This is a genomic window from Shewanella woodyi ATCC 51908 (assembly GCF_000019525.1).
GTDB lineage: Bacteria > Pseudomonadota > Gammaproteobacteria > Enterobacterales > Shewanellaceae > Shewanella > Shewanella woodyi.
Genome location: NC_010506.1, coordinates 3422921 through 3436512, shown reverse-complemented (window position 1 = coordinate 3436512; position 13592 = coordinate 3422921). Strand labels below are relative to the sequence as shown.

12 protein-coding genes, 1 tRNA gene and 1 rRNA gene are annotated in these 13592 nt (G+C 41.4%); 6 read left to right on the top strand and 8 right to left on the bottom strand.

Going from position 1 to position 13592, the window contains the following annotated elements; all coding sequences use genetic code 11:
* Nucleotides 1-51: 51 nt before the first annotated feature.
* Nucleotides 52-167: ribosomal RNA gene (rrf, locus tag SWOO_RS14545) — 5S ribosomal RNA — on the top strand.
* Between the two features lie 95 nt (nucleotides 168-262).
* Nucleotides 263-339, top strand: a tRNA-Asp gene (locus tag SWOO_RS14540).
* A 578-nt stretch (nucleotides 340-917) separates the two neighbouring features.
* Here SWOO_RS14540 and SWOO_RS25560 read toward each other — a convergent pair.
* The 4 genes from SWOO_RS25560 to SWOO_RS14520 all read right to left on the bottom strand — a co-directional run bounded on the left by SWOO_RS25560 (nucleotide 918) and on the right by SWOO_RS14520 (nucleotide 6209).
* Nucleotides 918-3026, bottom strand: coding sequence for a methyl-accepting chemotaxis protein (locus tag SWOO_RS25560; RefSeq protein ID WP_012325425.1), 2109 nt, complete (start codon nucleotides 3024-3026; stop codon nucleotides 918-920).
* A 263-nt stretch (nucleotides 3027-3289) separates the two neighbouring features.
* Nucleotides 3290-4051: a hypothetical protein gene (locus tag SWOO_RS14530; protein ID WP_012325424.1), complete on the bottom strand. Its 762-nt coding sequence runs from the start codon at nucleotides 4049-4051 to the stop codon at nucleotides 3290-3292.
* Nucleotides 4052-4273: 222 nt separating this feature from the next.
* Nucleotides 4274-5305 carry a patatin-like phospholipase family protein gene (locus SWOO_RS14525; RefSeq protein ID WP_012325423.1) on the bottom strand — a complete coding sequence of 344 codons (1032 nt, stop codon included), beginning with the start codon at nucleotides 5303-5305 and terminating at the stop codon, nucleotides 4274-4276.
* A gap of 223 nt (nucleotides 5306-5528) precedes the next feature.
* Nucleotides 5529-6209 (bottom strand): YccT family protein, encoded by a 681-nt coding sequence (locus tag SWOO_RS14520; protein WP_012325422.1) that lies wholly within the window; start codon nucleotides 6207-6209, stop codon nucleotides 5529-5531.
* A 238-nt stretch (nucleotides 6210-6447) separates the two neighbouring features.
* Between SWOO_RS14520 and SWOO_RS14515 the strand changes: the two genes are divergently transcribed.
* Together SWOO_RS14515 and corA are read left to right on the top strand one after the other, a co-directional pair.
* Nucleotides 6448-6813, top strand: coding sequence for a hypothetical protein (locus tag SWOO_RS14515; protein ID WP_012325421.1), 366 nt, complete (start codon nucleotides 6448-6450; stop codon nucleotides 6811-6813).
* 119 nt (nucleotides 6814-6932) lie between these two features.
* Nucleotides 6933-7880: a magnesium/cobalt transporter CorA gene (corA, locus tag SWOO_RS14510; protein ID WP_012325420.1), complete on the top strand. Its 948-nt coding sequence runs from the start codon at nucleotides 6933-6935 to the stop codon at nucleotides 7878-7880.
* 10 nt (nucleotides 7881-7890) lie between these two features.
* Here the strand turns inward: corA and SWOO_RS14505 are convergent, their stop codons facing one another.
* The gene (locus SWOO_RS14505; protein ID WP_012325419.1) at nucleotides 7891-8205 is read right to left on the bottom strand and encodes a DUF3135 domain-containing protein; all 315 of its coding nucleotides are present in this window, start codon (nucleotides 8203-8205) and stop codon (nucleotides 7891-7893) included.
* A 107-nt stretch (nucleotides 8206-8312) separates the two neighbouring features.
* The gene (locus SWOO_RS14500) at nucleotides 8313-9572 is read right to left on the bottom strand and encodes an HD-GYP domain-containing protein (protein ID WP_012325418.1); all 1260 of its coding nucleotides are present in this window, start codon (nucleotides 9570-9572) and stop codon (nucleotides 8313-8315) included.
* 152 nt (nucleotides 9573-9724) lie between these two features.
* Between SWOO_RS14500 and SWOO_RS14495 the strand changes: the two genes are divergently transcribed.
* Complete coding sequence (locus SWOO_RS14495) at nucleotides 9725-10417, top strand: 2OG-Fe(II) oxygenase (protein WP_012325417.1); 693 nt, start codon at nucleotides 9725-9727, stop codon at nucleotides 10415-10417.
* A 68-nt stretch (nucleotides 10418-10485) separates the two neighbouring features.
* Here SWOO_RS14495 and SWOO_RS14490 read toward each other — a convergent pair whose 3' ends face one another.
* Entirely contained in the window at nucleotides 10486-11835 is a 1350-nt protein-coding gene (locus tag SWOO_RS14490; RefSeq protein ID WP_012325416.1) for an ATP-binding protein, read from the bottom strand.
* On the bottom strand, nucleotides 11826-12500 hold the full coding sequence (locus SWOO_RS14485) for a response regulator (protein ID WP_012325415.1): 675 nt from the start codon (nucleotides 12498-12500) through the stop codon (nucleotides 11826-11828). The genes SWOO_RS14490 and SWOO_RS14485 overlap by 10 nt, the downstream gene beginning before the upstream one ends.
* Before the next feature lie 237 nt (nucleotides 12501-12737).
* On the opposite strand from SWOO_RS14485, the gene SWOO_RS14480 reads away from it, so the two are divergent.
* Entirely contained in the window at nucleotides 12738-13592 is an 855-nt protein-coding gene (locus SWOO_RS14480) for a putative selenate ABC transporter substrate-binding protein (protein ID WP_012325414.1), read from the top strand.

Here is a 13592-nt window from a genome sequence, read left to right as displayed (position 1 = left end):
GTAAGGCCGTCAAGACAGTCAGTAGCAAGCGATTAAAAAGTAAAGAATTAGTCTGGAAACAATAGCATTGTGGTCCCACCTGATCCCATCTCGAACTCAGAAGTGAAACGCAATCGCGCCGATGGTAGTGTGGGGTCTCCCCATGTGAGAGTAGGTCATTTCCAGGCGCCTATTTAGATTTTCATTGAAAATCGAGTCTCCTAGCCCTGACAAGTTAGCGACTTAAAAAGCATTTAGCATCATGCGTAAGCACTTTGCTAAAGGAGCGGTAGTTCAGTTGGTTAGAATACCGGCCTGTCACGCCGGGGGTCGCGGGTTCGAGTCCCGTCCGCTCCGCCAACATTACGATAAGCCCTAACAGCAATGTTAGGGCTTTTTCGTGTCTGTTTTTCGGCAAAATGATTACAAAATAGCTGAGTGGGTTATATAAGCGCTTTGCTAAAGGAACGATAGTTCAGTTGGACTAAAATTGTTCCAGACAATTTTTAGCATACACTCCATCCATGGAGATATTAGGGCTTTTTATTAGAGATAGTCGGCCTGCCTCACGTGCTGAAGGCACACGGGTTCGAGTCCCGTCCGCTCCGCCAACACAAAGACGAAAGCCTCTGCACTTCTTATTACAAGAATGCAGAGGCTTTTTCGTTATGGCGTTGCGGTTTTTTTAAAGAACTAGGCCGCCCCAGCTACGCTAAAGCTTCGCGCTCGTATGCTTGTGGCTCACCACACTCGCCCACTAACATTACGATAAGCCCTAGCAACTCTTATAAACAAAGAGTGTTAGGGCTTTTTTGTATCTGAAATTTATCGATTTCATTATCGAGACCTTTTACAAGACCTCGTTGGCTCCAGTTTTGCTAATACTATGAGCTTTGAGTGTGTCTCTACATTCCTCTATGATGTAAAGCTGACAGGTTTTAAACCTTAAACTGTCCGACTAACGCGCTTAATTTGCTTAGAGATTCCCTCATATTATTTGTATATTCTAGGTTCTCACGTGCAGAGATACGGCTTTCCTCTACAACTTCTTGTACATTTTGTGCGCTAGTATTTGCAGAGTTTACGATACTACGTTGTTGCTCTGCAGCTATGGCTATTTGTTCATTCATCTCATTAACGTTATTAACGGCTTCGGATATCCTTGCAAGTGCATCTCCAGCGTTTTGAGCATAATTAACTGTGCTGTCTCCACCGAGCTTGGAGCGTTGCATTGAATCAACGGCATCATCTGCTCCTTTTTTAAGGCTATCAATCATCCCTTTTATTTCGTTAGTACTATTCTGAGTTCTAGATGCTAGTGTGCGAACTTCATCTGCAACGACGGCAAAGCCGCGTCCCTGTTCTCCAGCACGCGCAGCTTCAATTGCTGCATTTAGCGCTAGTAGATTGGTCTGTTCTGCAATATCACGTATCACACTGAGCACTGTTACGATTTTAGCAACTTCGGAATTTAACTGATCGATCACTGTGGAGCTAAGATCGATATCTTTTGCTAGCCCCTGAACTGAATTTATTGCTTGTTGAACAACCTGAGTTGCTGATTTTCCATCTTCACTGGCTGAGCGTGATGCTTCAGAACATTTTTGCGTATTAGAGGAGATGCTGTCTGCTGCATCATTAACTTTAAATATCGACCCCACAACGGATTCAACTTCTTGGCTTTGCACCTCTACGCGATCACTTAGGCGGTTAGAGAGCTCAGAAATAGAACCAATGGAGTCGTTTAGTTCCTCTGAGGCCTTGGAGATTTGAGAGATCATAGTCTGGATCTTTTCAACAAAACCATTAAATGCTTTACCTAGAGCTGCAATTTCATCATTACCACTTTCATCTACACGTTGAGTTAAATCTCCATCTCCTTTGGCGATGTCGTTTAAGCGTGAGAGGAGGGCATCAACAGGTTTAATGATTGCTCGAATTAGTACGAAGGTGATCATTACGCCAAAAACCAGCGCAAAGACCCAGATTGTTGCCACCATTGTTACTGCTGTTCGTACTGCTACAGCTGCTTTTTCATCGGCACTATCTGCGATGTTATCAGCTGATTCAGCAAGTTTCTCAAGGTGAGTATCAGCAAGAGTAATGAATGATTCGAGGTCTTCTGTATATCTATCTGCTGCGACTTCCTGTTCTAACTGATCTCGGTAGGTATCAAAAAGTAGTTCATCTTTTAAGGCGAGTGATTGCCATTTAACAAAATTGTTTTTTAGATCAACTGTATCTTGTTTATCCTCTGCGGTTTCTGCAAGGGTTTCTAAGATCACTATTAGTGAGAAAACCTGTTCGACAAGTATATCGAAATTCTTTCTGATTTCAGTTAGATTTGCTGCATCCTCCTCTGCTAGGTACTCTCCAGCCGTATCTTGCATTTCAATGATATATCTTTGCAGTTTTAATGCAGCTTCAACCACGGGGTAGTCGCGTTCAAATAACTCCCCTAATATGTCATTTACATCACGTGCTGTTGCATTAGCCTGATTGGCTAGGTAATCCCCTCTATCTTCCGCTTTTGCCATTTCAGCTTCATTTTCAGTGGCAAATTCATCCAGTGCAGTGATCAATTGCCCACCAATGTTGTCAAAATCATCGAGTAACCTTTTAGCTTTCTCCTCCTCTTCAAGTTCGGCGAAGTGAGCGTTATACATCAGCTCAGTATTTTTTATCAAAGACTCATTAGCTGATACAGCCATTGATACTATTTTCACTTCATCGCTATCAAGCAAATTTTTAAGTGCTTCATAAGATTCGTCAAATACCTGATTGAGAGGAGGAAATTGCTCGTGAAGAAGTTCGATTTCTTCCATACTCTCAGAGGCCATTATCTCGTTTGCTACTTTTCCTCGTTCCCAAAGTGAAGCGATCATATCATCCGTATTTTCTATCGTTGGTGTTACATCTTCACTGAGCGTTTTGATGCTGAGATCGAGCTTGAAAACATAAAATAATCCTGTACCAGCTGTTATTGAAAGTAGAACAAGTAAAAGTACGATACCAGAAATAAGCTTACTTCTTATTGTTTGTAACATAGAGCTCTCTTTATGGATGGGTAGAATTTGATATTGGCTTCAGCTAATTATTAACTTCTGAAAAAAATGAAACATTTTAAATTTAGCTTGTATTTTTTAACCTAACCAGATTTTGGGTTAAAATTATTCAAATAAGCTTGGTTGATATATTAATATGCTGTTTTTATTCTTTAAATTTTAAAAGTGCTGTGTGGGAGGAAGAGGGCAGTCGTGAACCTTTTGGTATGACTAAGTGTTTTTAGATTAATGCGTTGGAACCCTAGCTAAAAAAGCCAGGTTAAGGTTATACCCGAGAAAGAGTGATCTAAACTCGATTCTAACGTACCTAAATCGGCTTCTAGCTTGATATCTTCTTGTGCTAATGTATGGCTGATATGTCCAGACAAGACAAGGTTTTGATTGTATTGATACTCAACCTCTATACCAAATTGAAAATGATTTTTTCCATTGTGTTCTTCAGTGACATATTTAAAGTCAAAAGCTTGAGCTATATACGGGGTTACTGTTAGAGCGTCTGATACATGCCAGGAACTGTGCAGGGCAGCTTCAATGAAGTAGCCTCTGGCCTCGAGGGAATAGACGTAATTGAGTGACGGTGTAAGCCATTCGATACCTGCATAAGTAAGGGAGCTGAATAGTTCATTGTCGCTAAATCGTTCGTCACCATAAGATTGAATATTTTGGTAACCTAAGTTCATCTCTAGATTAGCCTTAAGAGAAACCGTATATTCAAAACCTAAATTCCACTCGCTATACTGCATGCTATCAGCGCGGCCTGCTATGGCATACAGAGTTAGATTTTCATGATGGGAGATGATACTGCTCCAAAATATTCCTCCTTTGTCTAAATTATTTCTGCCCTCAGATATGTAATTGGAATCCCATTCAAGAGAAGCAACGTAATCAACTATTTTTCCAGGGTTGCCTTGAGGTGGGTTAGTACTATGAGGATCATCTATGGTTGAGCTGGCTTCTGCTAGTGTTGTAAAGCAAATTAGGAGTAAAAGCAGTGCAGAGTTATTCATATAGTCTCCTCTCAAGAAGCTTACGATGAAAGCTATCACTGTTGTTCATCACGTAAGCTATTGAAGTAAACTTAGTCAAGATGCGTTACCATTTCAAAGTTTGTTATCATCAAAGTATAAAGTCAAAGTATAAAGTCAAAGAGCCATTGCCAGTTTATTCCTATTGCCAAGTGACTTTTAGCGCTTTGGTATTTATCTATCTTTAGTGATATTGAGCAAATGTTAGCAGTAGCGTCTTGTTGTCTCTGCTCTGTGTTGTTTATAGCTTTCCAAGCTTGCTGAGGAGGGGAAGGTTAAAAGTGTTTGTGAGTGCTGCTCTATAAACCTTGTACCTGCGAGCTTTCCTAATTGGTAGTCTTGCTCTAGGTCTGACTCTCGACTGCCCAAGATTTTGCTCTTTAACCCTTGTTCTGGAAATATCTGGATCACTTCCACTCCCGTAGGTGGTGATTCGATAAACTTTAATGACTCCCAATAAGCGTGCTCATGGTGCACAAAGTAATCGATAGCCTTTGGGCATTGATTTGATGAGCATATCCATGACTTTAGGCGGTTTACCCATGGAGTGTGCGCCGCGTACTCTTTAGGGAGAGTTCTTAAGACTACTATCTTGCGTGCCCCACGTTTATAAGCTTCCTCGACGGGAAGCGGCGCAGATAGTCCTCCGTCAACATGGTAAGTATCATCAAGTTTGACCCCTTTTCGGTAGAGAAAGGGGAGTGCACTTGAGGCTTTCAGTAGAGTAAGCCAGTTCTCTTGGCTAGGACTGAAGAAGTTCGCTTGATAATTGGAGATGTTGGTTGTTGAGATAAGCAGCTGCCGCTGCGCTAATTTTTTTACACCGCATTGAGTATTTAACTTGTGTGGCTGTTTGATCTTATCCGTTTGTTCTAGAGTGCCAACTTGATTGAAATACCAATCTAGATCCACCGTGTTCTTTCCCGTTAACGAGCGGCTAATATTAAAAAATTGTGGAGATCGTGACAGGTTTGAGATCGATGTCTGTGCAAACCCGAGCTGACGGGTGATAAAGCTTGATAAGTTTTGTGCTCCAGCTGAGGTGCCAATTAACAGTTGAAAAGGGTTAAAATCATTTTCTAGCCAAGCATCCAAGATCCCAGCTGTGAATATGCCTCTTTGTCCACCTCCCTCTGCAACGAGTGCTGTTTGCGCTAACGGTAGTGAAAGTGACTGCTTATTTCCATAAGTGGATAGGTTTTGTGACTGAATTGGATTAAATGGTATGGATGGCATAGTTTGACCCGATTAACGTATTCCCCCAATGGAATAGGTTCAATCTATAGCAGTAAACTAAGCTTGTATAATTGATAAATTCAATCACTCAAATAGATAAACTCTATAAGTGTTTGCTAAATCATGTTTGTAATTTTACAGGTATAAATTGTAGGGAAAGACACTAGATGATAACTAGGATAAGTGAGCATCTAGTGTTTACATATGGGTATATAGATGCTGATTAATGTGTTTCTGTGTCAGCTCTATTGATTTTTTCTTTAAACGAATTACGAGTTGTTTCATCTGCTTGGCTATACCAAAAATCAAGCATTCTACTGATATTTTTCTGATCTTTTAACTCAGGAGCCTTATCTTTTAAGACCTCTAATTCTAGTTGAGGACTCGTAGGAGGGATTGAGATAACGACACTGGTGGGCGCTAACTCCTTTAGGGCGGCAGGAGCATCTGTTTGATTGTAGTTCAGCACCTCTTCACTATAGTTTCGTCCAAGCTGGATCCCCTCTTTACGAAGTACTCCTGTTTGAATAGGCAGTGCATCCCCTTGAATGTCTTCGATTGTGACTTGAGGGTTTAGGTTAAATTTATCACTTTGACTGCTAGATCTTAGTGAGGGTAAGACTAAAGTAAGTGCTTTATCTTCTGCGGTAAAACTTAAGACAATTGCTTCAGAGCTAAATCGTTTATCTTGTCCTTGGGATCTATATTTTGTGTGGTATTTAAACACAATTTGATTGGTACCATTTTCAAGGGAAACTTGTGATGATTTTGAGATTTCAGCACCATTAACAACTAATAGTTCTGCGGACTTGGGGAGTGTTAAGTGATTGCCAGCGAATGCAGGAGCGATAAATATGAGAGGAATGATCCCAGTAAGGGCGAGCGTGAGAAGAGGGTGTTTCATCGAAAAATCCTAGTGTAGAAGCTAAGTTTATACCCAGAGGCATGGCTAGGTGCATTTATATCACTATTTAGCGGATAAGAGATCTGTTTTCTATTTGATTCACTTGTTTTGTTATTGAATTAAATGAAACGAGCCTTAGGGAACCTCGGCTTTGCTTTGTTATGTTTAGATATTTATAACAGTTTTATCATTAGATAGGGGGTATACTTCTTATCTGTTTTTTCTCTTGGAGAGAGATGTGCTCACTAAAATTCTCATCACTGCACTTATCATCGTAGGAGCCCTGTTTTATCTACGTAAACCGCCTGCCAGTGTAAAGAGTCAAGGTACAAGTAAACTTGGTCAACAGATGATGTTTAGGTATCTGGTTTATGGCTTGATTGCGACCTCGTTATTGGCAAGTGGCGGTTACTGGTATTGGAATTGGCAAGATGGGAATCAAGTGGTGAGTGTGACAATAGTATCGCCACTTGAGGAGAGTTCAGAAACCTATCAAGTAAGAAAGAAAGATATTTTAGCCAATGAGATCACAACACTTGATGGATTGAGCATACGCTTATCAAATCAAGAGCGTGTTATTATTGCGAAATCAATTCAAGAGTGAGCTGAACCTGTAGTTATAGGTAGATCTTTTCAATCGTTTTATATCAGGTAAAATGTTTTCACTTTAACCCTGCGCTCTGCTTGCGGATGTTTTGGCAAAGTGTTTTTTCAGGAGGAGCTATGATAACAGCTTATATTTATATCAATAGAAAACTAACTATAAATGAGCTAGATACTCAAGATAAGGTACCGCCAGGTACACTTTGGTTAGACCTTTTTAAGCCAACCGATGAAGAGCGAGAGTGGCTAAGTAAGTACTCAGTTGAAGAGGTGCCTGATGAAGAGGATATCAATGAGATTGAGGCTTCGGCTCGCTTTTACCAAAACAATGATGGTTTACACATTAACTCCCTGTTTCCTCAGCGAGTCGGTCAGTATGTTCGTGGTGTAAACGTCTCTTTTAATTTGCGAAAAGATTTTCTGTTAACGATCAGAGAAGATGATGTCGGCTTAATTCGTTTACTACGTAACTACCTAAGGTTAGGGCGTATTGAGGTTGAAACTCCCCAGGGCTTATTTTTAGAACTTTTTAATTTGAAGGTCGATTACCTGTCAGATTTAATTGAAGATATTTATTCTGTAGTAGACGGCGTTAGTGAGCAGGTTTTTGATAACGATGAGCTGGATAAAGTCTTTAAATTGATCACCTTACAAGAGGACTCTAACGGTAAAATACGTTTGAGCCTACTTGATACGCAAAGGTCATTACGTTATATGCAGCGTTATTATCGTGGTCAATTGACCGATGAGGATTTTAAAGATCTGCGCGAGATGCTGTCTGATATTGAATCTTTGATGCCGCATAGTCAGTTTATTTTTGACAAGTTAAACTTTTTGCTAGATGCAGCGATGGGCTTTAGTGGATTACAGCAGAATAAAATTATTAAAATTTTCTCGGTTGCAGCAGTGATCTTTCTTCCTCCCACAGTGATAGCCAGCGCCTACGGGATGAACTTTGTGAATATGCCTGAGCTAGAGTGGCAATTTGGTTACCCTATGGCAGTTTTGATGATGATAGGTAGTGCAGCAAGTACTTACCTGTTCTTTAAACGAAAGGGTTGGCTATAGTTTGGACTGGCTATAGTTTTTTAGGCGGCAGAGTTAACACCTTGGCATTTTGTTCTCTGAACTCCTGAGGATTATTGATTATATCGTTAAGAGCAATAAATTTATCATTCATAATGCTGATGGCTAGATAGCAGCGATGAAATGGATTGCTACAGCGAGACATCTGTTGCTCCAGATGAAAATGCATTGAGATAAGCTGCTCCTTATTGGATTCGGGGCAGTGATCAATCGCTTCTTTGCAGAGCTTTTTTTGTAATCGCTCTAGCTCTTCAGGGTTATTTTCTGCTAACCATTTTAAGCTGTCGAAGTTGGGTAGCTGCGTCATATCCTCTCCCGCCAATAGAAAGTGATACTCTAAAATTAGTGAAGAGATCGCTATAGAGCAAGAAATGAAAGACAATCTGTTGGGGGAGCTATAATCCTGAAAATCGGCTAACTGTTTTGGCCGAAAAAGTAACTGACTCTTTCTCTTGGATTTAAATACTTGTAAACCTTTTCAGGCAAGGCTGAGTGAGGGATACAGCGTACAATAGTTAGCCCTTCAGTTTCCAGATCGACGATGGGAGCTTGCTCTTTGGGGATCATAGCGTCATAGGCTAAGATCCGTGGAAAAAGAAGCTTATTTAGGTTTACGGCCATGACCATGGCAAATTGGCCAGACGAAAGTTCGACTATGCTGCCTGGTGGATAGATCCCCAACATTTTTATTAGACTTCCAGTGTACTGCTGATTTAACTTCGTTTTGAAGTGTTTAAACATATAGCCTAATGCAGCATAAGGGGTTCTAGGCTTGGAGTGAGCGTCAGGGTGGCAGAGCATATCATAGGTATTAATGACTGCTACAAGTTGGGAGAGCTTATCCAAACTTGCCTCCTTTAAGCCTCTAGGAAAGCCTGAGCCATCTAAGTGTTCATGATGGTTAAGAATGATTGGTATCGCTTCTGATGGGAAGTTTTCTGCAAGCTGTAGTATCTTCTCCCCCATTACTGGATGCTGTTTGAAGAAGTTTTTTTCTGGAGGTGTAAGCGGTGTTTTCTTTTTCAGAATACTTGCTGGCACTTTCAGCTTGCCAGTATCGTGAAACAGTGAACCAATGCCAACCAGCTCAATATCTGTGCGTGACCAACCTAACTCTTTTGCCATTAGCATTGATAAAATAGCAACGTTTAGTGAGTGATAGTAAATCCCCTCATCATCTTTTGCATCTCCCATTAAGTGAAGTACCAAATTATCCGAGTTGAGCAACTGCTCACTCATATCATGGATTAACTCTTTGGCGTCATTGACTGCATTAAGTGGTCGGCTTCTAAGCTTAGAGACTACGCTGCGCATCTTTGATACTGAGCGATCAAACTCTTGCTCCGTTTTTCTTAACTGACGCCGCATTTTCTGGTGTACGTCTATGCGCTCATTTTTATACTGGCTCATCTCTTCAGCGAGAGAGTCGAGATCATTAGCGGCCTTAGGAGGTGTAGGAGCTTGTACTGGTTGCTCGGTATCTAGCTGGACTTCAGAACGTTCAATATCGATGAAAACATGGCTAATGCCTAAACGTTTGATAAGCTCTATCTGCGCATCTTGTTTAAGTTTAAAACTGCTAAAAAGAAAAGGGTGATCTTTCCATGATACAGGTAGTTTTACAAAGTTACCTATCTGCAGTTCTTCTACTGATACCTTGACGCTTTTTTTCATTTTTTTTCTAGGATTTATACTGCTACTACTTGAGATTATTCCAGAAACCAGTGTTTTGTTACAGCAATAATTTATCTTTGCTTAGCTACTTTACAACTGGTTAACGTATATGCAAGCATATTTGAGATTATCAGAATGAAAAGTAGCCTGTAATGGATTTTATAGAAGTTTACCCTAATGCAATTCCTGAAGATCTGTGTGATCGATTAATTGAAACCTTTGAAAAGCATCAAGGGGTGGTCGATGGACGTACTGGTAACGGCGTAGATTTAACCAAGAAGGTTAGTCGTGATCTGACTCTTGATAGTTTTGAAGATCTGTTTCCATTAAGAAATGAGCTTCTCTCATATACACTTAAGCACTCCACGAGCTATTTCAATAAATATGCGATGGCACTTATGGGGGCTGTTTCGGTGCAAGTGGCGGATGAAAAAGGCCAAGGGGTTACATTGGTACCTGATAATTATCAAACACTGGGGGAGCCTAGAGCTGAGGCGCTAGTGAAATATCTGTATCGTAGTGGCACCATTAATGTGCAGAAGTACCCTAAGTCTCTGGGAGGTTATCCCCATTGGCATTCTGAGCAGTTCCCTCAAGCAGGCCATAATGAAGCACTACATAGAGTGGTTCTCTATATGTTTTACCTCAATGATGTTGAGGAGGGCGGCGAGACAGAGTTTTTCTATCAAGAGAGGAAGTTAAAACCGAAAAAGGGAACCATGGTGATAGCACCTGCTGGTTTTACTCATTCCCATCGCGGTAATATGCCTATCAGTGGCGATAAATACATTGCTACATCTTGGGTGATGTTTAATCGTGCAGAGCAGTTATACCAAGCAGTATAAGGGTGTGTTTGCTCAGTGATATAGAGTAAAGGCTTTAACCTTATTTGGTTAAAGCCTTTACTGATCAATTAGATCGGAATGGTGATGATAAACTTGGCACCTTCAAGATCTGAGTCTTCAATTTCCAATTTTCCACCATAGCTAGTCACAATTTCATGGCAAACTGCTAGACCTATGCCTTGTCCTGCTTTTTGCGTGTCGGCTCTGACACCACGCTGGATGATCTTCTGCTTAATACTATCGTCGACGCCCTGTCCATCATCCTCTACGACCAGCAAGAACTCGCCATGATCGTTGTAGCTGGCGCTCACTCTAACTTGGCTGATACAGAGTTTAAACGCATTTTCCATCAGATTTCCGCATAGCTCCATCAGATCGCCTTTATCGCCAGGAAACACATGTTCTATGGGAATATGGGCCTCAAACATCACTTGCTTGTCTCGATAGACTTTAAACAACATCTGTGACAGTTGATTAACAAGAGGCGCGACTAAGGTCTGTTCCTGCTTTAATCCTTTTCTGCCTAACATGGCACGTTTTAACTGGTATTTAACCAATAGGTCCATCTGGCTGACCTGCTCCATAATCTTCTCGCTGGCACTGTGTTTATCTAGATTGATGTCATCTGTGATGGCATGTACAGCGGCAAGTCGGGTTTTTAGACTGTGGGCCAAGTCATTCATTGCATTTTGATATCTGTCTTGCTGAGCGCTTGACTGAACCAAAAGTTGGTTTAAGGCTTGGGTAACACCTTCAAGTTCAACGGGGTAATCCTGAGATAGGCTCTTGGATTTGCCATTATTGACGCTCTCAAGCTCAGATCGCATACGCACCAAAGGACGCATTCCCCAATAGCCAGCACTGATCAATAAAACAAGGGCTAGGGCAAGTACCATGGCTAATCTGATATAGGTGAGACGGCTGAATTTATCGAGTTCAGCTTCTAGATTTTCTGCATCTTTCATCACCAGCAAGTTGTACTTATTACCTGCAATTTCCACGGCTAAAAGGTAGATAAAATAGCCTTTTTCATCGGCTAAGTTGAGATAATAGGGGGGGGAGTCATTGCGGATCTCATTAAAACGTTCGCAGGTATCAAATAAGCCTTTGTCGACAGCTAATGATGAGGTCCATACTTGCCTGAAGTCAGCATCACAACTGGCGATGACGTAACGCTCTGGGGTGTTGTTTTCATCAAGCCATTCACTTGTCTCTGGAATAAGATCATGCTCTTTAAGCTCTGCGGCAACCTTAGGGATCTCAGCGATTAACTGGGCCGTTTCTTCATTATAGCTATTTTGGGCATGGAGAATATTGATCATCCAAGCTAACCCGAAGCCCACTAAGGCGATAATAGACAGGGAGGTGAGAAACATCCGTGTGAGCAGACGTTTCTTAGGCTTAAATTTTAACTGCATGGCAGGTTAAACTTGTAGCCTTGGCCACGTATGGTTGCGATAGGGTTATCCAGTCCGCCACTGGTCAGTTTCTTTCTTAGCCGTGAAACCATCACCTCAATAGTATTGGGATCGCCCTCTTTGTCGGCATAAACAACATCTAATAGTCTCTGTTTAGCAACCACTTCATGGCAATGACGCATCAGGTATTCTAGAATTTGATATTCAAATGCGGTCACCTCCATCACCTCTTCATGCATGGTGACCTGTTTAGCAGCTAAGTCTAAATTCAGTGGGCCACTGGTGATCACAGGTTTTACGAAACCGGCACTGCGTCTGACCAAGGCATCGAGCCTGGCCACCAACTCCTCTTTTTGAAAAGGCTTAACTAAGTAGTCATCGGCACCAGCATTGAGGCCTTCAACTTTATCTTGCCAGTTGACTCTAGCTGTTAAGATAAGTACCGGTGCTTTTAGGCCGTTATCCCGCAAACTTTGAATTAAACTGATCCCATCTTGATCCGGTAGGCCTAAGTCGACGATTGCGACATCGATGGGGTAGTTGGTTGCTTGATAAAATCCCTCTTTAGCCGTTAATGCGACTTGAACCTGATTACCTAACTCACTTAATTGTACCTTGAGGTGATGGGAAAGGATTGGGTCATCTTCAACAACCAAAATTCTCATGTTTTTTCTACCTTTATCATTCTTTGGCTCAGTTTACCCACATATCATTGATGTGCCAACTGCGTCATATTGATCTATTGCATTATTTTACTTGAAGTTAACTTAACCTGAGCTGACTTATTGCGCTAGGAGAGTTAGATAAGCTGCGTTGAGCATGGTTTTATCTGAGATACTACTAGTTATGTAACCTTAGATTCGTTAAAATGCCGCAAATTTTTTACCAAAAGGAAACATTTCATGGGGCTGTTCAAAATGGCTGCTTTGGTGGCATTAAGTTCGATATCTTCGAGTGTATTTGCGGCCGTTTTCACTTTTACCGCCATTCCAGATGAAAATGAAAGCCAACTTCGCACACGTTTTGAGAAGGTCGCCGTCTACCTTGAAAAAGAGCTAGGTGTTGAGGTGAAGTATGTACCGGTAAAATCTTACTCTGCAGCGGTGACAGCTTTTAGAAACAATCAGGTACAACTCGCATGGTTTGGCGGGTTATCTGGTGTTCAAGCTCGTCGACTGGTGCCTGGTTCTGAAGCGATAGCCCAGGGAAATGAAGATCAGTTTTTTCAAAGTTATTTTATTGCCAATAATTCAGCGCAGATCATCCCGTCTGACAATTTTCCTAACTTAAATGGGGTGACTTTTACCTTTGGTTCAAAGGGTTCTACATCGGGTCGATTGATGCCAGAGTTTTTTATTGAAAGAAACTTAGGTAAGAAAGCAAAAGATGTGTTTAAGCGCATAGGTTTCTCAGGCGATCACAGTCGTACCATTACCCAAGTCGAGTCGGGTGCTTATCAAGTGGGAGCCCTAAATTATAAGGTTTGGGAAACCGCGGTAGAAAACGGCACTGTTGATGTGAATAAAGTGAAGGTTATCTGGCAAAGCCCTACTTATCCTGATTACCAATGGACGGTTAGGGAAGGGGTTGATAGCGCATTTGGAGATGGATTTAAGCAGCGCTTAACTCAGGCGTTACTGGATATGGACGATCCTGAGCTATTGGCCAGTTTCCCACGAAAATCTTTTGTACCCGCAGATAACTTAGATTATGAGCCTATTGAGAAGGTCGCTAAAGCGATAGGGCTAATCGATTAG